This is a genomic window from Pseudomonas sp. UBA5568, assembly GCF_002425525.1.
GTDB classification, from domain to species: Bacteria; Pseudomonadota; Gammaproteobacteria; order Pseudomonadales; family Pseudomonadaceae; genus Aquipseudomonas; species Aquipseudomonas fulva.
On sequence record NZ_DIMK01000059.1, the window covers coordinates 53866 to 79275 of the forward strand.

Here is a 25410-nt window from a genome sequence, read left to right on the forward strand (position 1 = left end):
GGTATTAGTGGACGCGGCCTCGCCGGGATGCCGGACCGGCCGCGATGGGCCGCGAAGCGGCCCCAACATTTCAGCTCCACATTAGAGCTCAAGGCCTACCGTGCGGCTCACAACGGCCAGACTGCACAGGCCATCGATTGCAGCCTCTACAGACACTGCTCAGCCCCCCAAATAATGGCTTACCAGCTATAACTCACCCGCGCCGTCACCTCACGCCCCGGGTTGTAATAATCAGCCGTCCCCGAGCCCACCACGTGCTGTTCATCGAACAGGTTGCTCACGTTCACCGCCAGGTCGGTGCCCTTGGCGATCTGGTACTTGAATGCCGCGTCGAACAACGTGGTGCCGTCGGTCTTCTTGGTGTTGGCCGCATCCATGTAGTAAGCCCCCACGTACCGCGCACCCAGCCCGACACTCACGTCGGTCGCCGGAATGTCGTAGTACGTCCACAACGAAGCCGAGTGCTTGGGTGCGGTGGCAAAAGCGTTGCCCTTGAGCGAAGAGCCGTCATACAGCGACCCGCGTTTCACATCGGTGTCCATGTACGAATAGGCGCCAATCACGCTGATATCAGCCGTCACCTGGGCCTTGGCTTCCAGGTCCAGGCCGCGTGCGTGGGACTCACCGACGGTTTGCTGTTCGATGATGCCGCTGGGCAGTACCACAGCGATGGTGACGTTTTCCTGGGTCAGGTCATACACCGCAGCGGAGAACATCGCGTCCATGCCGATGGGCGAGTATTTCACGCCCACTTCGTACTGCTTGCCGGTTTGCGGGGTGACGCCCACCTGGGGTGGGGACACCGACTCCACCATGCTCACGTACGTCGACACTTCGTCGTTGACGATGTAGGTGAGCGCCGCGCGATACGAGGTTTCCGACAAATCGTCGCTCTGCTTGGCGGCCCCGCCCACGTACTCGGTGCTGGACAGGTCCATGGAGTCATTGCGCACGCCAGCGGTGGCGATGACGCGGTCGTAGAACGAAAGGTTCTGCTGCATGAACACAGCTTTGGTGGTCACGTCCTGCTTCTTGCGGCTGTAGGGCTCGATGCCACGCGGCACGCCGGTGAACACCGGGTTGGCGATGTCGATCGGGGTGGCGAGGCTATAGACCGAGCGCTGCTTGGTCGAGGAGTCCAGGTACTCCACCCCCACCAGGGTGCTGCTGTCGATGTGCTCGAACTGCGCATCGTATTGCAGCATCAGGTTGCCGTTGAGCTGGTCGGCGTCGCTGTCGGTGCCGAACACATAGCGCGGGATGGTCGTGCCCACCCGCGATGGGCTGTCGCTCAAGTAGGCGTAGCCAAAATCGTCGGTCAGTTCGCTGTAGCGCAGGTTGCCACGCAATACAAAGCCGTTGTCGAAGTCGTGGGTGATGTTGCCGGACAGGCTGGTGCGCTCCACATCGTGGAAGTTGTAGCCGGGCTCGCCGAAGAACTTGCTGCGGTCGTACTCCTTGTCCAGCGGGTAGCCACCGCTGTTGGGCGAGCTGTTGGTCTTCAGGTAGTCCAGCACCACGGTGGCCGAGGTGAAGTCGCTCGGTGCCCAGGTCAGCCCGCCCATCACCAGGCGGCTGTCGTCCCGGGAATGGTCGTACTCACGGTCGCTGTCCTGCAGCTTGGCCGTGAAGCGCCCCGCCACGGTGCCGCCTTCGTTGAGCACATCGCCCACATCAATGCCGGTCTCGGCATGGTCGTACGAACCGTAGGTCACGTAGCCCTGGCCGAAGCGCTCGAACCGTGGCTGTTTGGTCACGAAGTTGACCGAGCCGCCTGGGTCGGCGGGGCCGAACAGGGTGGAGTTGGCGCCGCGAATGATCTCGATACGCTCGTAGGCGTAAGGGTCTTCGCGCACGCCACGCATGGAGCTGAGCGTCAGGCCGTCACGGTAGGTGGTGGCCTGGAAGCCGCGAATCTGGAAGTAGTCGTTACGGTCGTCCGACCCATAGAAGTCGCTGATCACCCCTGGGGTGTACTGCAGCGCTTCTTCGGTGGTGCTGACGCTGCGCTGCTCCATCTCCTTGCGGGTCACCACCGATACCGACGCCGGGGTATTGAGGATGCTGGTCGCGACCTTGCCCCCCACCCAAAGCTCCTTGGCCACGACCGAGTTGATGTCGTCGTCGGCGCTGGCCTTGACCTTGGCGTTGACGATCACCGGGGCCAGGCGGTAGTCCTCGGTGGCGCCCAGCTCCAGCGGGCCGGTGGGCTTGGGCTGGGGCAGCAACAGGTAGGCGTTGGGGCCTTGCTGTTCAGATTGCAGGTCACTGCCCTGCAACAGCGAAGACAAGGCCGCTGCGGTACCCAGCGAGCCCTGGACGCCCGGCGTCGTCTGGTGGGCCACGCTTTGCGCGTCATACGAGAGGCTGATGCCGGCTTCCCTGGCAAAACGATCGAGCGCTGGCGCCAGCGGGCCTGCCGGAATGTTCCACTGCTTGAGCGGGCTGCTGCTGTCAGTGGCCGCAGGCTGGGCCAGGGCTGGCAGGACATGGCTGCCTACCACGAGCCCGAGCAAGGCGCCACGCAGGGCTCGGTTCAGGGGGTGGCGCGGTGAAACCGGGGTAGAACTCATTCTCTCGCTCCGTAGCGTATCGGCGGGCGGCCTGTATTCCGGCCTTCCCTACCTGCCGAACGAGAATGAGAAAACACCTCATTTATTTTCAGATTAATTAACTTCGGTTGTAGGTTGGGTCCTACACCTTACCGATGGCCTGCCTCACTTTGCCCAGCAGCTCACCCATACGGAACGGCTTGATCAGCATGTCCATGCCATCGCCGAGAAACGCCTGCCGGTCCAACGCGGCATCGGCATAGCCGGTCATGAACAGCACAGGCAGTTCGGGCCGGTAGCCACGGGCAAGGTCGGCCAGCTCTCGGCCGCTGAGCGTTGGCAGGCCAACGTCGGTCAGCATCAGGTCCAGGCTCGGGTCGTCGCGCAGGTATTCCAGCGCCTGGTCGGTGGTCGAAGCCAGTGTGCAGTGGTAGCCGGCATCGGCCAGCGCTTCGGCCACCGACAGCCGCACCGAGGCCATGTCCTCGACGATCAGCACATGCTCGCCATTACCCTGTAGATCGAGCCCACGCTCGCGTACCACGGGAACGGCTGCCTGCGCGCTGGCCGGCAGCATCAGCGCCACTTCGGTGCCCTGCCCCACCACGCTGTTGAGCATCACGTGGCCGCTGGACTGCCGGGCGAAACCATAGATGGTCGACAACCCAAGGCCGGTGCCCTGCCCGACGGGCTTGGTGGTGAAGAACGGGTCGAACACCTTGTCCAGCAACTCAGGTTCGATGCCGGTGCCGTTGTCGCGCACGCTGACCATCACATAGGGGCCGTCGGCAAGATTGGGGTTTTCCTGGGACCAGATAGCGGCCGTGTCGAGCCAGATCCGCCCGCCCTTGGGCAGCGCGTCGCGGGCGTTGATCACCAGGTTGAGCACCGCGCTTTCCAGCTGCACCGGGTCGACCAGGGCGATGGCCGGTTGGGTGGAGAGGTTCAGGGTCAACGTGATGCGCTCGCCAATGGTGCGGGTCAGCAGTTCTTCGAGCGAGCGCACGTGGCGGTTGACGTCCACGGGCCGGGTGTCCAGCGGTTGCTGGCGAGCGAAGGCCAGTAGCCGATGGGTCAGCGAAGCCGCGCTGTTGGCCGAGCTGAGCGCAGCTTCGGCATAGCGCGGCACTCTGTCGACACGGTTCTCGGCCACCCGTTTGCAGATCAGTTCGAGGCTGGTGATGATGCCGGTCAGCAGGTTGTTGAAGTCGTGGGCGATGCCGCCGGTCAAGCTGCCCAGTGCCTCCATTTTTTGCAGTTGCACCAGCTGCGCCTCGGTGCGTTCGCGCACGGCCACTTCATGGGCCAACTGGCTGGTCGCGTCGTCCAGCCGGGCCAGGTGCGAGCGTTCGCGGTGACGGTGCTCGGTGATGTCCTCGACGAACACCAGGCACAAACCCGGCGCCTGATACGGCGAAAGCTGCCACTCGGTCTCGCGTACATGGCCATGCACCTGCATGCTCAAGGTGCCCTGCCAGCGCTCGCCAGCCATGAGGTGCTCGCGCAGGCTGGCCAGCGCCGCCTCCTGCCCATCGGCGAAGCAGTCGTGCAGCTGCTCGGGGTGGCGGTTGTCCTGGATCAGGTAGCTGAACGCCTGGTTGCATTCATGCACCTTCAGCTGGGCGTCCATCACGGCAATCGGCGCCGACACACTGGTGAAAATCTCGCGAAAGCGTGCCTCGCTCTGGCGCAATGCGCGCTCGGTGTCGCGCACGCGCAGCAAGGTGCGCAGGGTGGCCAGCAGCACGTCCGGGTCGACGGGGTGAATCAGGTAGGCATCGGCGCCAGCGTTCAGCCCGGTGATGATGTCGCCGCTCTGGATCGACGCGGCCGACACATGAATCACTGGCAGCAGCGCCGTGCGTGGGTCCTGACGCAGCAGCCGGACGATGTCGAAGCCGCTCATGTCCGGCAGGTTCACGTCCAGGATCAAGGCGTCGATCTGGCTGTCGCGGATCAGCGCCAGGCCCTCGCCGCCCGTGCCGGCCTCCAGTACCTGGTACCCGTGCACCGCCAACCGCCTGCGCATGGCGTAGCGGGTGGCAACGTTGTCATCGACGATCAGCAGGCGCACATCGGCATTCATTCAGTGCTCTCCGGGGCGAGGGCGAGCGGGATCACCACGAAGAAACAGGAGCCGACGCCCGGCTCGCTCTCAACGCCCACATGACCACCCAGCAGCTCGGCAAAGCGCTTGCACAGCGACAGGCCCAGGCCTGTACCGCGCAAGCGTTTCTGCAACGGAGAGTCCACCTGGGCGAAGTCTTCGAACAGGGTACCCAGCAGCTCCGGTGCAATGCCGATACCCGTGTCGCTCACGGCGAAACGGATACTGTCATCGCCTTCCAGGCAGGCGGAAATACGCACTTCGCCCTGTGAGGTGAACTTCAGGGCATTGGAAATGAAGTTGCGCAGAATCTGCGCCAGCTTCTTGTCATCGGTGTACAGCCGCGGCAGGCCGGCATGTTCTTCGAAGATGAGGTCCACGGCCGTGGCATCGACGATGGGCCTGAACATGCCTCGCAGGGCGGCGAACAGGTCGAACATGTCGAACCAGGCCGGCGAAATGGTGATGCGACCGGCTTCGATCTTGGCCAAGTCGAGCAAGTCGTCAACCATGTCGGACAGCTCGCGGGTAGCGGTACTGATGAAGGTGACCTGACGGTGCTGTTCCGCCGACAACGGCCCGTCGAGCTCGTCGGTCAGCAGGCCGGTGATGCTCAAGATCGAGCCCAGCGGGGTGCGGAACTCATGGCTCATGTAGGACAGGAAGCGGCTTTTGAGGTCCGAAGCCTGGCGCAGGTGCTCAGCCTGGGTATCCAGCTCGGCATACAGCGCCAGCACGCCCTGGTTGGTTTCATCCAGCTCGGCGCGCAAGGCGTCGTTCTCGGCTTGCAGGCGGGCAATCAGTGCAGCATCAGCCATTGGGCAGCTCCAGGTCGATGACAAGTACGGTGACATCGTCCCGGCCTCGGCAGAAGTCGCGGTGCAGCACCGCAGCGATCACGGCCGGATGACGGTGCACCAGGCCAGGGTAATCCTTGAGGTTCCACCGGGACTGCAGGCCATCGCTGTACATGATCAACACATTTCCGTTCAGATCAGCGTAGTCGAACACTTGGGTTTTTCTGAATTGCCCGCCGACGATGCCGGGCATTGACGCCAGGCCTCGTGATTGGCTGCCATTGACCAGGCTCGCGCCGATGTTGCCGATGCCGGTGTAGCTCAGCCGTGCATTGCAGCCGTCGTGGTGCGCCAGGGCCACGGCGCCACCGCGTGTGCCTGCCATCGCCTGGTGCATGGCCAGAAGCTGCTGCTGCGGGTGGGCGAACGGTGCCTGTGCGAACACTGCCGCGCCCGCCTGGGCTGCCGCTTCGGCTTCGCTGCCATGCCCCAGCCCGTCGATCACCAGGGCGCTCACGCGCTGCCCATCGAAGGTCAGGTGCCAGGTGTCGCCGCAGGCCGGGTCGCCATTGAGGGCATGCTGGCTGACGCCGAAGCGCAGGTCAGTACCTGGGTCATTCTGGGCATACAACCGCGCCAGGACCACGGCTCCCCGGGTATCGGCATAGACGTCGAAGACTTGAGCCTGGCGGGCGATGGCGCCCAGGCCGATGCCTTGGGTACCCGCCGACGAATAGCCGTCGGCCAGGCAGGCTTGGGCATCGAACCCTTGCGCGCGATCGAGGGTGAGCACTTCGATGCCAAACCTGCCGTCACCGCGCGGCAGCGCCCGCAGATGAAGCTCGCCGTGCCCGGCATGCTTGAGCACGTTGGTGCACAGCTCGGTCACCACCAGCGCGACACGTCCGGCGTCCGTTTCGTCAAGACCGTGGGCCTGTGCAAGTTTTTGCGCGATCCGTCGAGCGTGGCCAACGTCACTGGGGTCAGCCAACGGTACGACGCAGGTCTGGCTGGCAGCGATGCTCACGCCCATCGTGTGATCGTCACACGGGTACCCTCGCCAGGTGCGGTATCCAACTCGAACTCATCCACCAGGCGCCGCGCGCCGGTCAGGCCCAGGCCCATGCCAGCGCCCGAGGTCCAGCCGTCGGTCAACGCCAGGCCGATATCGGGAATGCCAGGGCCTTCGTCACGAAAATGCAGGCGCAGGCCCACGCGACCGAAGTCCTCCAGCACCTGCCAGTCCATGTCGCCGCCACGGCCGTAGACCACGGTGTTGCGGGCCAGCTCGCTGACGGCGGTGACCAGCTTGGTCAGGTCGACCAGGCGCATGCCGCACTCGCCCGCCAGCTTGCGGGACAACTGGCGCGCAAGGACCACATCCTGCTCGATGCGCACCGGCAGGCTACCGCTGTCGCGCACATTCATTTGCGGGTCACACGCTGACGCAGCACTTGCATGCCGCGTTCCACATTCAAGGCGGTACTTACCCCAGGCAACGTCAGGCCCAGTTCCACCAGGGTGATGGCTACGGCAGGCTGCATGCCGACCACCATGGTCTCGGCGTCCATGATCCGTGACAGGCCCGAGATGCTGGCGATCATGCGCCCGATGAACGAGTCGACCATGTCCAGTGCCGAGATGTCGATGAGTACGCCGCGGGCGGAGGTGCTGCTGATGCGGTCGGTCAGGTCTTCCTGCAGGGTGAGGGCCAGTTGGTCATGCATGTCCACCTGGATGGTCACCAGCAGGAATTCCCCCATCTGCAGGATCGGGATACGCTCCATGGCTCAGGCTCGCTGGCCGAGGTCGCTGCCCACGCGGGTCAGGGCCAGCTTCAGGGCATCGGCCAGGTTAGCCTTGGTGGTCAGGGTGCCAAGGTCCAGGCCCAGGTGCACGATGGTCTGGGCGATCTGCGGGCGGATGCCGCTGATGATGCAATCGGCGCCCATCAGGCGAATGGCCGTCACGGTCTTGAGCAGGTGCTGCGCCACCAGGGTGTCCACGGTGGGCACGCCCGTGATGTCGATAATGGCGATTTCCGAACCGGTGTCGACGATGCGCTGCAGCAGCGACTCCATGACGGTCTGGCTGCGCTGGGAGTCGAGGGTGCCGATCAATGGCAAGGCCAGCACACCGTCCCACAGTTTGACCACCGGCGTGGACAGCTCCAGCAGTTCTTCCTGCTGGCGGCGAATGACGTTTTCACGGCTCGCCTGGTAAGTGCGCATGGTGTGCATGCCCATGCTGTCGAGCAGCTCGGACACGCGCCAGAGTTCCTCGGCCAGCGTGGCCGGGTCGGCGCTGTAGTGCGATTGCAGCAAGGCGAACAGCGGACGCTTCAGGGCGTAGATGAAGTACACGGTCTGGTGGGAGTCATGGCCCATCTGCGCGCGCGATGACGACAGCTTTTCGAGGAACCGGCGTACGGCCTCCCAATCGGCGGCTGCCAGGTTGGCGCCACCTTGGCCCTTCAAGCCCTGCACTAACAGTTGCAGGAACTCGCGGGTCTCTTGGGCCAGCACCTGTTCCTTGACGTTGCGCGTGGCACCGTTGGCTTCCAGGCCTGCCAACCACTGGGTCAGCAACTGGTCCTGGTTGTTTTCGACCGCGTCCAACGTACTGCTTTGCAGTGCTGCCATGTATCTGAGCTCCTGTGGTGAAAGCGGGCACCTTCACGCTATGACCGGGTGTTTTGTGAGTGACAGTTACTGGCCGGAATAGTTGTCCGGGTGGCGCATTTAATTGCATTAGGCCATCGGATGGTAGTCCATTGCTCAAAGAAATTTGGCAGGTTGGATCAAGGGCAGGCGAGTGCGCCGTGAGCACCGGACCAAAGCATGGGTGGCCTGCCTCTTCACGCCATGGCCGGTAGCGTCCCTGGCGCCTTGAAACCATTGGTGACCCCGGCACTCAATAGGGGCTACCCACCAGAAGGAACTGATGCATGAACACGACTCGCCTGATCCTGCCCCTGCTTGCCAGCCTTGCTGGCGTGGCCACCGCTCACGCTGAAAACCTCGATCAAACCGAGGCTCTCACGCGTATCGGCCAAGTTCTGACGTGCAAGCGCGTGGTCTCACCCGAGCAGTTCGATGCACTGGTCACGGCGGCCAAGGGCCAGGCCACCGTCCAGGCGTCGGAGCTGTCGGACGCTGAGTATTCGCTGGCGCAGCCAGTGGAGGTCTACGGCCAACCGATCACGCAGCTGACAGCACATGCTGCCAGTGACGGCGAAGGTGACTTCAACGAATTTTCGGGGATGTTCAAGGGCCAGCGCGTCGAGGACATCGCCAAGCTGAGCGGCATCGGCAAGGATGACCTGGGGCATTACACCCAGGAAGTTGGCAACCACGATGTGTCGTTGCGGGGCGAGTCGGGCAGTACCTACGTTGCCTGCACGCAAGACAAGCGCCCGGCGCAGTAGGCTGATCGCCTCGCCGCCCAGCGCCTATGAGCTGCCAGCCCTGCAAGGCTGGCATTCCCGCCTGCCCTAGTACAGACGTGTGCAGCTCATAGACATGATCTTCATGGGCACTACGTAACGCGTAAAGTCACTGGTGTTGACCGAAGGCGGCTTGCGCCCCAGGTCGACGGCAGCTTGCGGCTCCAGCAACGCTTCACACTTGATGGACTCACCAAGGTCAGTCTGTCGCCTGACGGCGGTGGCCCGCATCTGGACGCCATCGGCCGGATCGCTGAACACCACCGGTGCCGGAGCTGGCGTTGCCCTGAGGGCGTAGTCCTCACTTTTGCCCTGGCCCAGGAACCCGAGGGTGACAAACGGTGTGCCTGCCTTGTCATAGCGGGGGATGACACCTACTCGCGTTTTAAACTGCTTCTGCGCGGCGAGCTGCCCAATGACCCGGCGCGTGAGCGAATCCCAATAGGGGTGATGGGGGCCATCCAGTTCGCCGACCGGGGCTGCGCGGTCGTAGGGTTTACCAATCGCCTTGAGGTCCTGCTGCCTGGCCAGGTAGCGAATCCTGCAGCTGTCGTCGATCTTGGTCGCGAGTGGTTTGCCGGACTTGGCGCTGTAGAACAAGGCTGCAGTGCACTCGGCGTCGAACCTGCCGCCCAGGTAGAGGTACTCGCCACTGCTCGAGGGCAAGGTGGCAATCAAGTCCAGCTCACTGCCAGCACTGCCAGCAATTCCGTTGGCCATGGCCGAAGGCATCATCGATGTCAGTGAGCTGACCGTGTCGTCGGAAAAACGAACCTTGGTACGACCGTCGGGCATTTGCTCGGTCGTGACGCAGCCGGTCAGGGCCATGGCGGCCAGCATGGGCAGGAGGAATCTACACAGGGTCATGGGGACGTATCCTTACTCTGGAAAATCGAAGCAGGCGCAGCGAGAAATGCGCCTCACATCCGTGTCGTTGACAGCGACGCCCAGACGGGCGAGGCGCGATTTTCCATCATTCGGTAGGGGGGTGCCAGTGTGTATGCTCGGCCGGTTTGGCCGGGCCATTGGATGCGTGGGCCGCAAAGCGGCCCCAGCACCCTGAGTTGCGAAGCTGATAACCCTGAGGCCGCATCGCAGCCTCAAGGCTCCAGCAAAGCTCATCTCAACCCAACGACCGCGCCCCCACAGGCTGCGCATGACCGCGTGTCGTCACGATACCCAGGAAGGAAATCAGGATCGCAAGCCCCAGCGTGGCGCTCACTTCCGCCCGGTGCTCGGGCGTGTACATCATCACCGCCAAGGCCAGGGCAATGAAGATGATCACCGCCCAGGTCAACCAGGGGAACAGCCACATGCGGAACTTGAGCTCAGTATTCTCCCGCTCAAGACGGCGACGCATGCGCAGTTGGGAGATGGCGATGACCATGTAGACCAGCAGCGCGATGGCACCTGAGCTTGCCAGCAGGAACTCGAACACGCCCTTGGGTGCGAAGTAGTTGAGCACGGCGATGGATGCACCGATCAGGGTGCTGCCGAACACCGCAGCACGGGGTACGCCGACCTTGGACGTGTGTTTGAGCATTGCCGGCGCATCGCCACGCTTGGCCAGCGAATACATCATGCGCGAGGCGATGTAGATCGAGGAGTTCATGCAGCTGGTGACCGCTACCAGCACCACCAGGTCGACCAGCAAGGCCGCATTGGGGATGTTCATGATTTCCAGTGCACGCTGATACGAGCCCACCATAGCCAACTGTGGGTCGTTCCACGGCACGACGGAAATGATCACGAAGATGGAGAGGATGTAGAAGGTACTGATGCGCCAGATGACCGAACGGGTAGCCTTGGCGATGTTGCGCGAAGGATCGCTCGACTCCGAAGCGGCGATGGTCACTGCCTCCGTGCCGATGAAGCTGAACATCACAGTGATGAACGCGCCCACCACCGCCGCCCAGCCATTGGGCGCAAAACCGCCATGCTCGGCAATCAGCCCACTCAAACCGCTGACTTCACGGTTGGGCAGCCACCCCATCAGCGCCGCGAAGCCGAGGCTGATGAAGGCAAGGATCGCAGTCACTTTCAAAATGGCGAACCAGAACTCGAACTCACCGTACTTGGCCACACTGAACAGGTTGGTACCTGCCAGCAACAGCACCGACGCCAAGGCGAATATCCAGCTGTCTATCTGCGGGAACCAGGCGTTGAGCACGTGCCCTGCCGCCAGGGCTTCGATGGGAATGACCAGCACCCAGAACCACCAGTACAACCAGCCGATGGTGTAGCCGGCCCAGCGGCCGATGGCCTGGTCGGCGTAGGTGGAAAATGAACCGGTATCGGGGTGCGCGACGGCCATTTCGCCGAGCATGCGCATGACCAGGACGACCAAGGTCCCGGCCACGAAATAGGAGATTATGGTAGCCGGGCCGGCTGCCGCAATGGCGTGGCCCGAGCCGACGAAAAGTCCGGCGCCGATGATGCCGGCGATGGACAGCATCGTTACATGACGTGGCTTGAAACCTTGTGCAAGGTTGCCATCAGATCCCACGGTGTTCATTGATGTTGTTCTCTTTTTGCTGACACAAGGATGGACGGGCAGGCGTAGGCGAAAATAGCTCCTTGAAGGGTTCAGGTCGACAGGTTGCTTGCGCTCTGTTGTTGATCTTTGCAGCGCATCACAAGGCAACGTGCCGGTGGGGGTCGGGCTTCATTTAAGCCCCGCAGGGATGAGGGAAATTACACGAGAACGCCCCGGAACTGTTCGATCACGACAGCGCTTTTGTGCAAGCGACAAATGTCGCGATTGGCATGTCCGAACGCGCCATGAACGCCAATGGCGCTTCTGTTTTTCATTCGAGTGTGCTGCCCCGGCTGCCCGTTCAACAGGCATCGGGTGGCGCGGGCATCAGGCCAAGGCGTGGTCGACCAGCACTTGCAGCCGCCCCAGGGAACAGCGCTCGACCCGCGCCTGGACGCCATACACCTGCGCCAGCAAGTCGGGCACCAACACATCCTGCGGCGTACCACTGGCGACCACCCTGCCCTCGCGCAGCACCACCAGCCAGTCGGCATGGCTGGCAGCCAGGTTGATGTCGTGCAGCACCGCCACCGCCAACAGGCGATGCACCTGCACGCGCTCACGCACGGCGTCCATGACCCGCAATTGATAATGCAGGTCCAGCGCGCTGGTGGGCTCATCGAGCAGCAGCACCTGCGGGTTGCGCGCCAGCAACTGGGCCAGCGCCACCAATTGCCGCTGCCCACCGGACAAGCTGTCCAGCGAGCGCTGGGCCAGGTGCTCGATACCCAGCTGGCGCAGGGCCGCAAAGGCCTGGCCCAGCAGGTCGTCCGCGCTGCCTACGCGAAGTGCGGCCATGATGCTTTCCAGCACGCCAAGGGCAATGCCGGGGGGCAACTGCTGGGGCATGTAGGCTAGCCGTCGAGCGCGCTCGGCAAAGGCCAGGCGGTTCACGTCCTGGCCATCCAGGCGCAGGCCGCCACGCATGCGTTCAAGCCCTGCCAGGGCCCTGAGCAGCGTGGACTTGCCTGCCCCGTTGGGCCCCACCAGCGCCACCAGGCTGCCTTCGGGCAGGGCAGGCAGGCTGACCTCGTGCAAAATCTGCCGCGCACCGTAGGCGACCGAAACCTTGTCGATCACCAGGCTCACAGCTTTCTCCCTCGCCGGAACACCAGCGTCACGAAAATCGGTACCCCCACCAGGGCGGTGACGATGCCGACCGGCACGATGACGCCTGGCATGATCAGCTTGCTGGCAATGGAGGACAACGACAGCATCAGCGCGCCCACCAGCGCGCTGGCCGGCAGCAGGAAACGCTGGTCTTCCCCCACCAGCAAGCGCGCAATGTGCGGCCCGACCAGGCCGACGAAGCCGATGGTGCCAACGAATGCCACGGCGGTTGCCGACAACAGGCTGATGCGCAGCAGCGAGGCAAAACGCAGCCGCCGGGTGTCCACGCCGAAGCTGCGCGCCCGGTCCTCGCCCATGCGCAGCAGCGTCATCGCAGGTGCCGCCCGCAGCGAAAACGGCAACACCAGCGCCACGACCAGCGCCAGAATGCCGAGTTTGTTCCAATCGGCCCGGGCCAGGCTGCCCATGGTCCAGAACACCAGTTGCTGCAATACGTCTTCGGTGGCCAGCAGTTGCAACAGCGACACCAGGGCATTGCAGCTGAACACCAGGGCGATGCCGAACAGCACCAGGCTCTCCACGCCCGCCCCGCGAAGCCGCGACATGGCCTGCAACAACACCACCGACAGGCAGGCGAAGACGAAGGCCATCACCGTCACCTGCACCCCCGCCGTCATCCAGGCGATGCTGAGCGGGTAGGCGATGGCAAGCGAAGCCCCCAGTGCCGCTGACGAGGACACCCCCAGGGTAAAGGGGCTGGCCAGCGGGTTGTCGAGGATTGCCTGCATCTCGGCCCCTGCGAGCGACAGTGCCGTGCCCACCAGCACCGCCATCAGCGCGTAGGGCAAGCGTACGTTCCAGATGATCACCCGCTCCGTGGCGCTGAGCGTGGCCGGGTCGAACAGGCCTTGCACCAGTCGCCCCAGGCTCATCCCCGACGCACCGCTGGCCAGGTCGCTCAAGACCGAAACCAGCAACAGCACGGCCAGCCCGGCAACCAGCCCGGTACGCCGCCACAGCAGCCGGCGGTAGTGCCAGGCGGCCTGTTGCACGCCTGGCAGCGCCTGTGCGGTCACTGGGCGTCGACCCAGTACTGACCGTCCAGCCCTACCTTGAGCATGCGGTTGATCTCGGCCATGGTCGCTTGCGGGTCGATGTCCTTGAACCGCTCCGGGTGCACCCAGCGCGCCATCGCTTCAATTGCAAGGATGTTGAACGGCGAGTTGTAGAAGTCATGCCACAAGCCATGGGCCTGGCCGGCCTGGATGGGCCGCAAGGGGGCGAATTCCGGGCGGGCGGTGATCTTCGCCAGGCTGTCCCGGGCCGTTTTTTCGGAAACCCCGGCCCCCAGCAGTACGCCGGGGGCGCGGTTGCCGGTGGCGATATAGACGTCGGGGTCGGCTTGCAGCACGTACTCGACGCTCACATCGCCCAGCGCACCGGGCACCACGTCGGCACCGATGTTATGGCCACCCACCGCCTGGACCACACTGCCCAAGCCGCTTTTGCCAGTGGTATGGCCAGGCGCTTGCCACACCCCGGCCAGCAATTCCAGAAACACCTTGGGCCGCTCGCTTTCCTTGATGCCAGCCACGCCCGCTTTCACCTGCTCCAGGTGACGGTCGTACAGGTCGAGGTACTGCTGCGCCTGCTGTTCACGGCCTAGCAGCGTACCCAGCGCCTGCATGCTGACGTGGGTATTGCGCATGGGGTGCACACGAAAATCGATGAACAACACCGGCACGCCGGCCTTGGCCAGCAGATCGGCCACCGGGCTGTGCTGGGTCGGGCCTTCGCCGGCGATGCTGAAAATGGCCAGGTCAGGCTTGAGCGACAGGATCTGCTCGGCGCTCACGCTCTGCTCGGAGGCCTGCCCTATCAAGGGCAGCTTGGCGATCTGCGGGTACTGCCGGGCGTAGACCTCATAGGTATGCGGGTCCAGCAAGCGCATGTCGTTCTGCCAGCCCACCACGCGCTGGAAGGGGTTATCACGGTCGAGCAGCGCCAGGGCGAAGAACAAACGCCCCTCGCCCAGCACGATACGTTGCGGGGCGTGGTCAAGCTCGACGGTACGCCCCAGCACATCGGTAACTTGCAGGGCTTGGGCGGTGTGGGCAAAGCCGAGGCAGGACGCCAGCAGCAGCAAGGCAGGCAGCAGGCGCTGCCGCAAACGGGGGAACAGGCACATCGGGGCGTCCTCTTGAAGAGAGAATCAGTCGCAACGGAGCCGGGCATTCTAGCCAGCCGCCTGTGCTCCCGATGTGCGCGAATGTATTGGTCTGGTCGCCAGCCATTACATCCCGTTACCCCAAGGCGTTACCAGGTCAGGCAGATCTTGCCGAAATGGCGGTTGCTTTCCTGATAGCGAAACGCATCGACGATGTGTTCGAGCTCGAAGTGCTTGTCCACCACCGGGCGCAGGCCGTTGGCCTCGATGGCCCGGACCATGGCCTGCTGCTGGGCACGGCTGCCTACCAGCACACCCTGCAGGCGGATCTGCCGCACCAGGGCCTGCACCAGCGGCAGCTGCCCCGCCACACCGGTCAAAATGCCGATCAGCGAGACATGGCCCCCGATGCGTGCGGCGATCATCGATTGCTCCAGGGTGGCGGGCCCGCCGACTTCGATCACATGGTCCACCCCACGGTTGTCGGTCAGCTCACGCACCTTTTCGCCCCAGGCCGGCGTGCGCGTGTAGTTGATCACGTGGTCGGCGCCCAAGGCCTTGAGCCGCTCGAGCTTGGCATCGCTGGAAGAGGTGGCGATCACCGACGCACCGGCCAGCTTGGCGAACTGCAGGGCAAAGATCGACACCCCGCCGGTGCCCTGTACCAGCACCGTGTCACCGGGCTTGAGGTGATCGTCGCTCATCAGCGCGCGCCAGGCGGTAAGCCCGGCGGTGGTCAAGGTCGCCGCCTCGGCGTGGCTGAAGCCCTTGGGCGCGCGGGTGAAGGCTGTGGCCAACGCGGTCACATGGCCACGGGCATAACCGTCCAGGCCATCGCCCGGCACCCGGGCAAAGCCCTCGACATTGGCCTCACCATCCAGCCAGTCAGGGAAGAAGGTGCTGACCACGCTGTCACCGACCTGAAAGTCGCTGACGCCGCTGCCCACGGCGATCACCTCGCCGGCACCGTCGGCCATCGGGATGCGCCGTTCGGCTGGGCCCCACATGCCGCTGACCACGGCGAAGTCGTGGTAATTGAGGGAGCTGGCATGCAAGCGTACGGTGATTTCACCCACGCCTGGGGCAGTGGCCTCGCAGGTGCCGACCTCGACCTTGTCGTAGCCGCCGCCGGGTTGAACGTAGATCGCCTTGCTGCTCATGGTCGAGTGCTCCATCTGTAAAAAGGAAAGTGCCCGGCGAGCGTGGGGTCAGCCCAGCATACGCTTCAAGGCATGACAGTCGGGCGCATGTCGGTCGGCAAGGCCCGGCCAGGCGTCGTGCGGCTGGTTCACAAGCACCGTGCCCGCGCCGGCGGCTCGCCCGCAGTCGAGGTCGAAGCGGTGGTCGCCCACCATCACCATCGCCTGCGGCGCGACGCCCCAGGCGCCGGCAATCTTGAGCAGCCCATCGGGGCTGGGCTTGGGCTGCGCTTCGTCACGCCCAAGAATGTGCGCCACCGGAAAACAGTCGGCAAGGCCAATGGCTTGGAGCGTGATGTGTGCCAGTTCGCGGGCATTGCGGGTGAGGATGCCCAGTTGGCAACCACGGCTGGCCAGCTCACGGACCAGCTCCACCGCCCCCTGGGCAGCTTTGGAGGCCAGCGCCAGATGACGCTCGTGCTCCAGCAGCCAGGCATGCTTGGCGGCGGCTTCGTCTGCGGGCAGAGCCGCCAGGTGCGCCAGAATGTCGTCCTTGGGAGGAATGCCCAACTTCACGCGGATAGCGGCAAAATCATGCGCGGCCACGGTCAGGGTGCCGTCCATGTCGAACACCCAATGGCGCACCTGGCCCAGGTTCATGCCCAGTCCTTGCGATGACGGATCAGGCCTTCCTGGCTGGACGAGGCGACCAGTTGGCCGGCCTGGTTGAAGATGCTGCCGCGGCAGAAGCCACGGGCATTGCCAGCCCAGGGGCTGTCGGTGGCGTACAGCAGCCATTCATCAGCCCGCAGGTTGCCGTGGAACCACAAAGAGTGGTCCAGGCTGGCGATCTGCATGTCCCGCTGCCAGACCGACTTGCCATGGGGCAGCATCGATGTGGTCAGCAGTCCGAAATCAGAGGCGTAGGCCAGGATGTACTTGTGCAGCGCAGGGATAGCCGGCAGATTGCCGTCGGCGCGGAACCAGGCGTATTTCACCGGGTCGCCGGGCTTGGGGTTGAACGGGTCACGCTCGGTTACTGGGCGAATCTCGATGGGCTTGGCGCACAGCACCTTGTCGCGGATGCGCTCAGGAAGCTGATCGGCCATGGCGCTGGCCAGTTCCACTTCGGTGGGCAGGTTTTCAGGGCCGACCACATCGGGCATCTGTGCCTGGTGGGTGAACCCGTCCTCGTCGTACTGGAACGAGGCGCTGCAGGTGAAGATCGTCTTGCCCTTCTGAATCGCCGTGACGCGTCGGGTACTGAAACTGCCGCCATCACGCACGCGGTCCACCGAGTACACCACCGGCAGGCTGGCATCGCCCGGGCGCAGGAAGTAGCCGTGCAGCGAGTGCACGTGGCGGGCATCCTCTACCGTCTGGCTGGCGGCCGACAAGGACTGGCCCAGCACCTGGCCGCCGTACAGCTGGCGAAAACCCAGGTCCTGGCTGCGGCCGCGGAACAGGTTTTCTTCAATGGCTTCGAGGCTCAACAGGTCGACCAGGTCGTCCAACACATGACTCATCAGGGTTCTCCGTAGACGCAAGACGTGCTCACAAGGCGCCGTGGGCCGGCGCTCGATTCAACCGACGCGGCCCACGCATGAGCCGCACCGTCCAATAGCGCAAATAATACAGGGTTTGACATCGCCAGCCCCCCTGGCGGTTCACTCGGCCCGCAAGGTCTGCTCCCACCGCGCGCGATCGATCCGATACAGCACATGCGGGCGCAGTGGATGGCCGAGGGCGACACGCGGGTGGTCGAAACTGCCTGCCAGGTCCTGCTCCATGCCAATGGCTTGCATCACCTTCTGCGAGGGCAGGTTGAGGGTGCTGGTAAAGGACACCACCTGCTCGACCTGCAACTGGGCAAACGCACAGCGCAAGCACGTCCAGGCCGCCTCACTGGCAAACCCCAGGCCCCAGTGCCGACGTGCCAGGCGCCAGCCGATCTCGACTGCCGGGGCGAAGGGCGCGTCGAAGTTGACATTGAGCAGGCCCGTCATGCCGATGAAAGCCCCACTGTCCTTGCGCTCAAGCGCCCACAGGCCAAACCCGTACTCATGAAAATGCCCGCGGATGCGGCCGATCAAGGCAGCCGCTTCAAGGCGTGTGAGCGGCGCGGGGAAGTAGCGCATGACCTGGGGGTCGGCGCACAGGGCAGCGAACTCGCGCAGATCCTCGTCCTGCCATTGGCGCAGAATCAGCCGCGCGCTTTCCAGTTCCAGAATGGGGGTCATGGGGTTCGCTCCGTTTTGGCGTGCTGCACTGTACAGCGTAGGCGCAGGCACGATCGCGCACCGGGTAATGAGTAGCCGAATGCATTTTTCACATGCGCTTCACCGGCTGGCAACACGCGGGTTAGCAAAATGCCGCCATCCCTGTCGCGCCCAGCGCGCGGTTTCCCTGTCGGAGCCACCCATGCTGTCGAGCAACACTCTGCCGCCCTACGCAATGCATTCACCGCGCAAGCGATGGCTGCCCCGCAGCACCGTGACCGTCGCTTTGAGCCTGTGCCTGGCCGTGGCGGCATCGACCTCCTGGTTTATGACGAGAACCTCCATCGTGGACCTTGGTAGCGAACAACAACTCAGCAAAAGCGGCCTGCTCCAGGCCTGGGCCAACGGTGCGGTAATCGTCATGATCCGCCATGCCGAGCGCTGTGACAGCGCACCGGGCCCCTGCCTGGGCGACCCGGCTGGCATCACGGTCGCCGGCAGCCAGGCTGCCGGGCGCGTGGGCGAAGGCCTCAAGCACCTGGGGCTGGCCGATGCCGACCTGTTGAGCAGCCCGAAGGTGCGCACCCAGCAGACGGCGCATTTCATTCTGGGGCAGCCGGTGGCCACGCGGGAATGGATCGGCCAGTGCGACGGCGGCTTCCCGGCTCAGGCGCTGGCAGCCAAACGCCCTGAACACAACCTGGTGCTGGTAACCCACAACGGCTGCGTCGATCAGTTCGCTCGCCAGCAGAACGTTACCGGCGGCGAACGGGACAGCGGTTATGCCAGTGCCCTGTTCGTTTCCGTGGACGACAGTGGCAAGGCACGCATCCTGGGGCGGTTGAACGCGCCCGAATGGCAGCGCGTGCTGGCCAGCGCCGCACGTTGAAAGTGCCCGTTGCATAGGTGGGCACCGGCTTGCACGCTGGGCTAGCAAAGTTTTCCACAGCCGTTGGCTGTCATGGCAAGATCAAGTCTGTTTCTTGTTGTGGATAACCCATGTCGCTGCCGCTGATCTACCACGAAGACTACAGCCCAGAGTTTCCGCCGGACCATCGTTTTCCGATGGACAAGTTTCGTCTGCTGCACGATCACCTGATCGACAGTGGGTTGACCACCGACCAGGCGTTGCTGCGGCCCGAGATCTGCCCCAATGACATTCTTGCGCTGGCCCACGACCGCCGTTACATAGAGCGCTACATGCACGGCGAGCTATCCCGCGAGGACCAGCGGCGCCTGGGCCTACCGTGGAGCGAAGCGCTGGCGCGGCGCACCGTGCGTGCGGTCGGGGGTTCGCTGTTGACGGCCGAGATGGCCCTGCAACACGGGGTGGCCTGTCACCTGGCGGGCGGTACCCACCATGCCCACTACGACCACCCAGCCGGCTTTTGCATCTTCAATGACCTGGCCGTGATCAGCCGTTACCTGCTCGAAGCCGGTCGCGTGCACCGGGTGCTGATCTTCGATTGCGATGTTCATCAAGGGGACGGTACCGCGCGCATTCTTGAAGACACGCCCGACGCCATTACCGTCTCCCTGCATTGCGAGCAGAACTTCCCGGCCCGCAAGGCGCAAAGCGACTGGGACATCCCCCTGCCACGTGGCATGGGGGACGACGCTTACCTGCACGTGGTGGATGAGGCGCTCAATTACCTGCTGCCGCTCTATCAGCCTGACCTGGTGCTGTACGACGCCGGTGTCGATGTTCACAAGGACGATGCCCTGGGTTACCTGCAAATCACCGATGCAGGGCTGGCCGCACGTGACGCGCGCGTGCTCGGCCAGTGCCTGGGCCGCGACATTCCGGTCATGGGCGTGATCGGGGGCGGTTACAGCAAGGATCGCAGAGCGCTGGCCAAGCGCCACGGCGTGCTTCATCACACGGCGGCCAACGTCTTGCGTTGTGCACAATGACTGTGGAACCGCTTGTGGATAACCTGAGCGAAACAGGCTGTAGCCCTTTGATAGCGCTGCTTGCGCGACATTGATCATTTTTTGATCAGTGCTTGTGAGGGCTGTGCTGCGCTAGAATGCGCATCTTTTCCACAGCCTGCAGCCCATCATGTCCGAAGTAAGTCACCCCGCCCCTCCTGTCGCCGCTGTCATTGGGGGCGGCCCCGCCGGCCTGATGGCGGCTGAAGCCCTGGCACAGGCCGGGCTTTCGGTGGAAGTGTTCGACGCCATGCCTTCGGTGGGTCGCAAGTTTCTGCTGGCAGGCGTGGGCGGCATGAACATCACCCATTCTGAGCCCTACCCTGCTTTTGCGGCTCGGTATGCCGAGCGCCGAAGCGAGGTTGACGGGCTGTTGCGCGACTTTGACGCCAACGCCTTGCGCCAGTGGATTCACGGGCTGGGTATCGCCACGTTCGTGGGCAGCTCGGGCCGCGTGTTTCCAACCGACATGAAGGCTGCCCCGCTCTTACGCGCGTGGCTCAAGCGCCTGCGTGAAACCGGCGTGGTTATCCACAACCGTCATCGCTGGCTGGGTTGGAGCGAAGACGGCGCGCTGCGCATTGCTTATCCACAGGGCGAGCGGCTGGTCCGGCCCGCCGTGGTCGTACTGGCACTGGGTGGCGGCAGTTGGGCGCGGCTGGGATCGGATGGGCGCTGGCAGGCAACCCTGGCTGACCGCGCTGTGGATATCTCACCCCTGCGACCGAGCAATTGCGGGTTCGAGGTCGCGGGCTGGAGTGCGGTGCTCACCGACAAGTTCGCAGGGGCGCCGGTCAAGAACATTGCCCTGAGCGTGCCAGGCCGTGCGCCGCGCAAAGGCGAGTTCATCCTGACCGCCCAGGGTGTGGAAGGCAGCCTGGTCTACGCCTGGTCGGCGCAGGTGCGTGCGGCCATCGAGCAATGTGGCAGCGGTGTGCTGATATTGGACCTGCTGCCGGACAAGCCTGTGGACAAGATTGCCCAGGCCCTGGCACGCCCGAGGGGCTCGCGGTCCATGGCCAAGCACTTGCAAGGGCAAGTGGGCCTGGACGGGGTCAAGGCGGCGCTGCTGCGCGAGCTGACCGACCCGGCCACATTCGCCGACCCGCCAGCCCTTGCCCAGGCGATCAAGGCCCTGCCGATCACGCTGGTGCGCACTCGTCCCTTGGACGAAGCGATCAGTAGTGCCGGCGGGGTGCGTTTCGAAAGCCTGGATGAGGGGCTGATGATAAAGCACATGCCAGGGGTGTTCTGTGCGGGCGAGATGCTGGACTGGGAAGCGCCAACAGGCGGGTATCTGCTGACTGCCTGCTTCGCCAGCGGGCTGCGGGCCGGTCGGGCAGCGGCGGCGTGGGTGGGGCGGCAGGGGGATACGACGGGCTGATCGCAGGTTTCACAGGCCTGTCCTCGCTTTAGCAATCGGGGCTATACCCAACGCGCTGCTAAAGCTCGTACCTGCCCCGTTGAGATCAAAAGCCACTGCCTCACGCCAACGCTCTAACCGTCAGGGCTTGCGCTTGCGCGGCCCCCCATTGAAGCTAGGCACCTTGCGCACGGCCTTCACCGCAGGTGGCGCGGTGCCGGCCTCATCACTGTCCATCCAGCGACCCAGCCCACGCTTGGCACTGTTCTCCTTGGGCTTCTTCGGTTTCTTGGGCTTTTTCATCACCTGACCACTGGCATCGGTCAGGGGTACCCGGTGATCAGGAATGAAGTCAGGCTCTTCATGACGCGTCAGTGTCTGCCGGGTCAGCACTTCGATGGCCGCCAGCAACTGCACCTCATCCGCGCACACCAGCGAAATCGCCTCACCCGTGTTGCCCGCACGGCCAGTGCGGCCGATACGGTGCACATAGTCTTCGGCCACGATGGGCAGGTCCAGGTTGACTACCAGCGGCAGGTCGTCGATGTCCAGCCCGCGCGCAGCCACGTCGGTGGCCACCAGCACCTGCACCTCGCGTGCCTTGAAGCTGTCCAGCGCCCGTTGCCGTGTCGCCTGGGGGCGGTCGCCATGGATACCGTCGGCCTTGACCCCTTCGGCCAGCAGGCGCTCGACCAGCTGATCGACGCCGTTGCGGGTCTTGGCGAAGACCAGCACCTGCTTCCAGCGCTGCTTGCGCAACAGGTGGCAGAACAGGTCGACCTTGCGCTTCTTGTCCACCGTCACCAGCCATTGCTTGACGCTCGCCGCCGTGGCATTGCGCGGGCTGACTTCGATGCTGAGCGGGTCGTTGAGCGCGAGCCCTGCAAGCAGGCGGATCTGGTCCGAAAAGGTCGCCGAGAACAGCAGCGTCTGGCGCTTGCGGGGCAGCGCGGCATAGACCGATTGCAGCTCCTCGGCGAACCCCAGGTCGAGCATGCGATCGGCTTCGTCGAGCACCAGAATCTGCACCTGGTTGAACTTGATCGCGTTCTGGCGATACAGGTCCAGCAGCCGGCCCGGGGTCGCCACCAGCAGGTCCACACCACGGCGCAGGCGCATCATCTGCGGGTTGATGCTGACCCCGCCATACACCGCATAGGTGCTCAGCGGCAGGTGCTCGGCGTACTCGCGCACGTTGGTATGCACCTGCTCGGCCAGTTCACGGGTGGGCACCAGGACCAAGGCACGAATCGAGTTGGCCGCCACCTTCTCGCCTTCAAGCGCCAGGCGTTGCAACACGGGTAGGGCAAAACCTGCGGTCTTGCCGGTGCCGGTCTGGGCGGCGGCCATCAGGTCGCGGCCGGCCAGCACGGCGGGGATGGCCTGGGCCTGTACCGGGGTCGGGGTGGTGTAATCGCGCTGCTCAAGGGTGCGCAGCAAGGGTTCGATCAGGCCGAGTTTGGCGAAATTCATGGCAATACCATCAGGGGTTCAGCGAAGCCGGCAAGTCTACCGCATCCCCCCTGTGCACTTGCAGGTTTCCCGGTCGAGCGGCTAGGCGATGGGTCGCGCCTTGCGCCACTGCGGCAGGCCGATCAGGACCACCGCGCCAATGATCACGGCCATGGCAACGCACTCTTCGGCACCGATCTGCTCGCCGGCAAACACGATGCCCAAGAGCACCGCCACGGCCGGGTTGACGTAGGCATAGCTGGTGGCCGCCGCCGGGCGAACGTGCTTGAGCAGGTACATGTAGGCGCTGAACGCCAGGATCGAGCCGAAGAACACCAGGTAGGCCAGCGCGCCCCAGCCGGCAGCGGTAGGCATCTGCGTCATGCGTTCACCCGACAGCAGGCTGCCCAATAGCAACGCCGTACCACCGACCAGCATCTGTGCAGCGCTGGCCATGGGGCCCGGAGGCATGGGCAGGCGCTTGCTCCAGACCGACCCGAATGCCCACGAGGCGGCGGCGAAGATCAACAGCGCCGCGCCAAGCGGGCTCGCCTGCAGATTGGAGCCGAGGTTGAGCAAACCGATGCCGGTCAGGCCAAGCACGATGCCCGCCCATTCGAGCCCTGAGTTGCGATAACCGAACATCAGCCCAAACACCAGGGTAAACAAGGGCACGGTCGCCACCGCCAGCGCTGCCACGCCGGACGCCACGCCGGCATGCTCAGCGATCGTCACGCCCCCGTTGCCACAGCTGAGCAGCAAAAAGCCCACCAGCCCCGCTGCCCGCCACTGCGGCCAGGACGGTGATGGCGCCCCTCGCCAGCGCATGAAGCCGTACAACAGCCCCCCGGCAATCAGAAAGCGCACCCCAGCCATGAGCATGGGCGGCCAGCTTTCCACACCGATGCGAATGAACAGGTAGGTTGAACCCCATACGAAATACAGGGCCACGAAGGCCCCGATGAGCAACAGCGGGAAGCGGCGGGTGCTGGACATGGTCGACTCGAAAATCCATTTGCGGGTGACGCAGTCTAACGGTGTGAAGCGCAGCGGCAACCCTACAGTGAGGCGTTGGATAAGCAGCACACTTGCAGCCGCGGGCGTGCGACGCCAGGCGCTGCCCGTTTCAGCGGTAGGCTGCCAGCGCGTCGCGCACCTTGGCGGCGGGGGTTTTCTGCAAACGGCAGAACAAGTCGTGGGAAGGCTGCTGCACCCCGTGGTCCTGGCGCAGCACGCCGGCCAGGTGCTGGACCAGGTTAGCGGCCATTTCCGCGTCGGCCATGGCCCGGTGGGCCGTGCCGGTGTTGGGCAGCCCGGCCCAGTGGTTCAGTGTGCCCAGCTTGTGGTTGGGGGCGGCCGGCAGCAGGCGCCGGGACAGCAACAGCGAGCAGGCGAAGGGCTGGCTGCGGCTGCGGCCGATGCGGCTCAGTTCGAAGTCCCAGAACTTCTGGTCGAAGGCGGCGTTGTGGGCCAGCAGCGGCGTGGCCCCCACGAACTCGGCCACCTCGTTCATCACCTGCTCCACCGGGGGTGCCTTGCGCACCATGGCGGTGGTGATGCCGGTCAAGCCCGACACGAAAGCAGGCACCGACACCCCCGCGTTCATCAGGCTCTGATAGCGCTCGACGATTTGCCCGCGCTCGAGCATCACCACGGCCACCTCAGTGGCGCGGCAACCGGTGCCTGGGGAAATGCCGGTGGTTTCAAAGTCGATGACAGCGATACGTTCCATAAAAACCTTAGTGTTTGAGCAACAACGGGCCCTCGATGGGCACATAGCGGGTGGCGGCGCGGATCAGCGACATCGCCGTCAGCCCCGGCACGCCATAGACCACCGCTTCGGTGCCGTGGCGCTGGATCACGCGGTCGAGCAGCAGGTCGAAATCCCCGTCACCCGAGGCCAGTACCACCTGGTCCACGCGGCTGGCCGCATCGATCACATCCAGGGTGATGCCGACATCCCAGTCGCCCTTGGCCGAGCCATCGCTGCGCTGGATGAAGGGCTTGAGGCGCACATCGAAACCCAGGTTGCGCAGTATCTGCTGAAACTGCTGCTGCTTGCTGTCGCCCCGATCGATGGCATAGGCCACCGCCTCGACGATCTGGCCTTCTCGGCTGACCTGGTTCCACAAGGCGGTGTAGTTGAAATGGCAACCGTGGGCCTGGCGCACGGTGTAATAGAGGTTCTGCACGTCGGCGAACAACGCGATCTTTTTCACCTTGGCACCTCGTCTGGCCGAATCGGGGCGGGTTCAGCGCCCCGCGAAGGCCAGCAGTATGCCAGAGCCGTCAGACGTAGGAATCGTCGTCGGAGAATAATCCACCGTCATCACCGCCGTAATCGGCGTCACTGTAACCGCCCTGGTCGCTGCCCCAGCCGCTGTTGTCGGCCACGTGCTGCTGCTCGTTCTGGTCGGTCCAGCCGCCACTGTCACTGGCCTGCGCAGGCTCCTCCTTGATCACCTCGACCACCTCTTCGGGCTGGGCGTTGTGGTTGAACAGGCTGCTGATGCCCTGGGCCAGCAAGACACCCCCGGCTACACCGGCCGCAGTCTGCATGGCGCCGCCCAGGAAGCTGCTGGCACCGCCACGCGCGGGCGCTGCGCCAAAGCCCGGCTGCTGGGCCGGCG

25 protein-coding genes are annotated in these 25410 nt (G+C 64.3%); 4 read left to right on the forward strand and 21 right to left on the reverse strand.

Features of this window, described 5'->3' with window-relative positions; translation table 11 throughout:
* Positions 1-179 precede the first annotated feature (179 nt).
* From B2S33_RS20020 to B2S33_RS20050, 7 genes are all read right to left on the reverse strand, one after another.
* Entirely contained in the window at positions 180-2573 is a 2394-nt protein-coding gene (locus tag B2S33_RS20020; protein ID WP_104925759.1) for a TonB-dependent siderophore receptor, read from the reverse strand.
* A gap of 121 nt (positions 2574-2694) precedes the next feature.
* Complete coding sequence (locus B2S33_RS20025; RefSeq protein ID WP_049696665.1) at positions 2695-4638, reverse strand: response regulator; 1944 nt, start codon at positions 4636-4638, stop codon at positions 2695-2697.
* Positions 4635-5477, reverse strand: a complete 843-nt coding sequence (locus tag B2S33_RS20030; protein ID WP_028687124.1) for a sensor histidine kinase — start codon at positions 5475-5477, stop codon at positions 4635-4637. Before B2S33_RS20030 ends, B2S33_RS20025 begins: the two co-directional genes overlap by 4 nt.
* Positions 5470-6489 (reverse strand): ATP-binding protein, encoded by a 1020-nt coding sequence (locus B2S33_RS20035; RefSeq protein ID WP_288650964.1) that lies wholly within the window; start codon positions 6487-6489, stop codon positions 5470-5472. The genes B2S33_RS20030 and B2S33_RS20035 overlap by 8 nt, the downstream gene beginning before the upstream one ends.
* Entirely contained in the window at positions 6480-6884 is a 405-nt protein-coding gene (locus B2S33_RS20040; RefSeq protein ID WP_145280373.1) for an anti-sigma regulatory factor, read from the reverse strand. Before B2S33_RS20040 ends, B2S33_RS20035 begins: the two co-directional genes overlap by 10 nt.
* A complete protein-coding gene (locus tag B2S33_RS20045) occupies positions 6881-7243 on the reverse strand; it encodes an STAS domain-containing protein (RefSeq protein WP_027915208.1) in 363 nt (120 codons plus the stop codon). Before B2S33_RS20045 ends, B2S33_RS20040 begins: the two co-directional genes overlap by 4 nt.
* A gap of 3 nt (positions 7244-7246) precedes the next feature.
* Entirely contained in the window at positions 7247-8098 is an 852-nt protein-coding gene (locus B2S33_RS20050; protein ID WP_145280375.1) for an STAS domain-containing protein, read from the reverse strand.
* 305 nt (positions 8099-8403) lie between these two features.
* Here B2S33_RS20050 and B2S33_RS20055 point away from each other — a divergent pair, with 305 nt between their 5' ends.
* On the forward strand, positions 8404-8883 hold the full coding sequence (locus tag B2S33_RS20055; protein WP_111475485.1) for a hypothetical protein: 480 nt from the start codon (positions 8404-8406) through the stop codon (positions 8881-8883).
* A gap of 66 nt (positions 8884-8949) precedes the next feature.
* On the opposite strand, the gene B2S33_RS20060 is transcribed toward B2S33_RS20055, so the two are convergent.
* The 9 genes from B2S33_RS20060 to B2S33_RS20100 form a co-directional block, all read right to left on the reverse strand.
* A complete protein-coding gene (locus tag B2S33_RS20060) occupies positions 8950-9768 on the reverse strand; it encodes a hypothetical protein (RefSeq protein WP_104925756.1) in 819 nt (272 codons plus the stop codon).
* Positions 9769-10024: 256 nt separating this feature from the next.
* On the reverse strand, positions 10025-11416 hold the full coding sequence (gene gabP, locus B2S33_RS20065; protein ID WP_027915210.1) for a GABA permease: 1392 nt from the start codon (positions 11414-11416) through the stop codon (positions 10025-10027).
* 348 nt (positions 11417-11764) lie between these two features.
* The gene (locus B2S33_RS20070; RefSeq protein WP_110607064.1) at positions 11765-12526 is read right to left on the reverse strand and encodes an ABC transporter ATP-binding protein; all 762 of its coding nucleotides are present in this window, start codon (positions 12524-12526) and stop codon (positions 11765-11767) included.
* Positions 12523-13584 (reverse strand): FecCD family ABC transporter permease, encoded by a 1062-nt coding sequence (locus B2S33_RS20075; RefSeq protein ID WP_023534537.1) that lies wholly within the window; start codon positions 13582-13584, stop codon positions 12523-12525. The genes B2S33_RS20070 and B2S33_RS20075 overlap by 4 nt, the downstream gene beginning before the upstream one ends.
* Positions 13581-14696, reverse strand: a complete 1116-nt coding sequence (locus B2S33_RS20080; protein WP_027915213.1) for an ABC transporter substrate-binding protein — start codon at positions 14694-14696, stop codon at positions 13581-13583. Before B2S33_RS20080 ends, B2S33_RS20075 begins: the two co-directional genes overlap by 4 nt.
* 128 nt (positions 14697-14824) lie before the next feature.
* Entirely contained in the window at positions 14825-15835 is a 1011-nt protein-coding gene (locus tag B2S33_RS20085; RefSeq protein WP_088523411.1) for a zinc-dependent alcohol dehydrogenase family protein, read from the reverse strand.
* A 48-nt stretch (positions 15836-15883) separates the two neighbouring features.
* Positions 15884-16474, reverse strand: coding sequence for an HAD family hydrolase (locus B2S33_RS20090; RefSeq protein WP_104925753.1), 591 nt, complete (start codon positions 16472-16474; stop codon positions 15884-15886).
* Positions 16471-17340 (reverse strand): acyl-CoA thioesterase II, encoded by an 870-nt coding sequence (gene tesB, locus B2S33_RS20095; RefSeq protein ID WP_023534523.1) that lies wholly within the window; start codon positions 17338-17340, stop codon positions 16471-16473. Before tesB ends, B2S33_RS20090 begins: the two co-directional genes overlap by 4 nt.
* A gap of 141 nt (positions 17341-17481) precedes the next feature.
* On the reverse strand, positions 17482-18054 hold the full coding sequence (locus tag B2S33_RS20100) for a GNAT family N-acetyltransferase (protein WP_027915216.1): 573 nt from the start codon (positions 18052-18054) through the stop codon (positions 17482-17484).
* Between the two features lie 181 nt (positions 18055-18235).
* Here B2S33_RS20100 and B2S33_RS20105 point away from each other — a divergent pair, with 181 nt between their 5' ends.
* The 3 genes from B2S33_RS20105 (at position 18236) to B2S33_RS20115 (ending at position 21349) form a co-directional block, all read left to right on the forward strand.
* Positions 18236-18922 (forward strand): Ais protein, encoded by a 687-nt coding sequence (locus B2S33_RS20105; protein ID WP_027915217.1) that lies wholly within the window; start codon positions 18236-18238, stop codon positions 18920-18922.
* Between the two features lie 110 nt (positions 18923-19032).
* Entirely contained in the window at positions 19033-19947 is a 915-nt protein-coding gene (locus B2S33_RS20110) for a histone deacetylase family protein (protein WP_027915218.1), read from the forward strand.
* A gap of 148 nt (positions 19948-20095) precedes the next feature.
* Complete coding sequence (locus B2S33_RS20115; RefSeq protein WP_288650967.1) at positions 20096-21349, forward strand: TIGR03862 family flavoprotein; 1254 nt, start codon at positions 20096-20098, stop codon at positions 21347-21349.
* Between the two features lie 120 nt (positions 21350-21469).
* Here the strand turns inward: B2S33_RS20115 and B2S33_RS20120 are convergent, their stop codons facing one another.
* From B2S33_RS20120 to B2S33_RS20140, 5 genes are all read right to left on the reverse strand, one after another.
* The gene (locus B2S33_RS20120; protein WP_028687139.1) at positions 21470-22801 is read right to left on the reverse strand and encodes a DEAD/DEAH box helicase; all 1332 of its coding nucleotides are present in this window, start codon (positions 22799-22801) and stop codon (positions 21470-21472) included.
* An 81-nt stretch (positions 22802-22882) separates the two neighbouring features.
* A complete protein-coding gene (yedA, locus tag B2S33_RS20125) occupies positions 22883-23776 on the reverse strand; it encodes a drug/metabolite exporter YedA (RefSeq protein WP_027915221.1) in 894 nt (297 codons plus the stop codon).
* 130 nt (positions 23777-23906) lie between these two features.
* Positions 23907-24512 carry a 3'-5' exonuclease gene (locus tag B2S33_RS20130; protein ID WP_027915222.1) on the reverse strand — a complete coding sequence of 202 codons (606 nt, stop codon included), beginning with the start codon at positions 24510-24512 and terminating at the stop codon, positions 23907-23909.
* A 7-nt stretch (positions 24513-24519) separates the two neighbouring features.
* Entirely contained in the window at positions 24520-24999 is a 480-nt protein-coding gene (locus B2S33_RS20135) for an NYN domain-containing protein (RefSeq protein WP_023534583.1), read from the reverse strand.
* A gap of 70 nt (positions 25000-25069) precedes the next feature.
* Positions 25070-25410: DUF2076 family protein (locus tag B2S33_RS20140; protein ID WP_288650969.1), on the reverse strand; the 341-nt coding region annotated here is incomplete at its 5' end.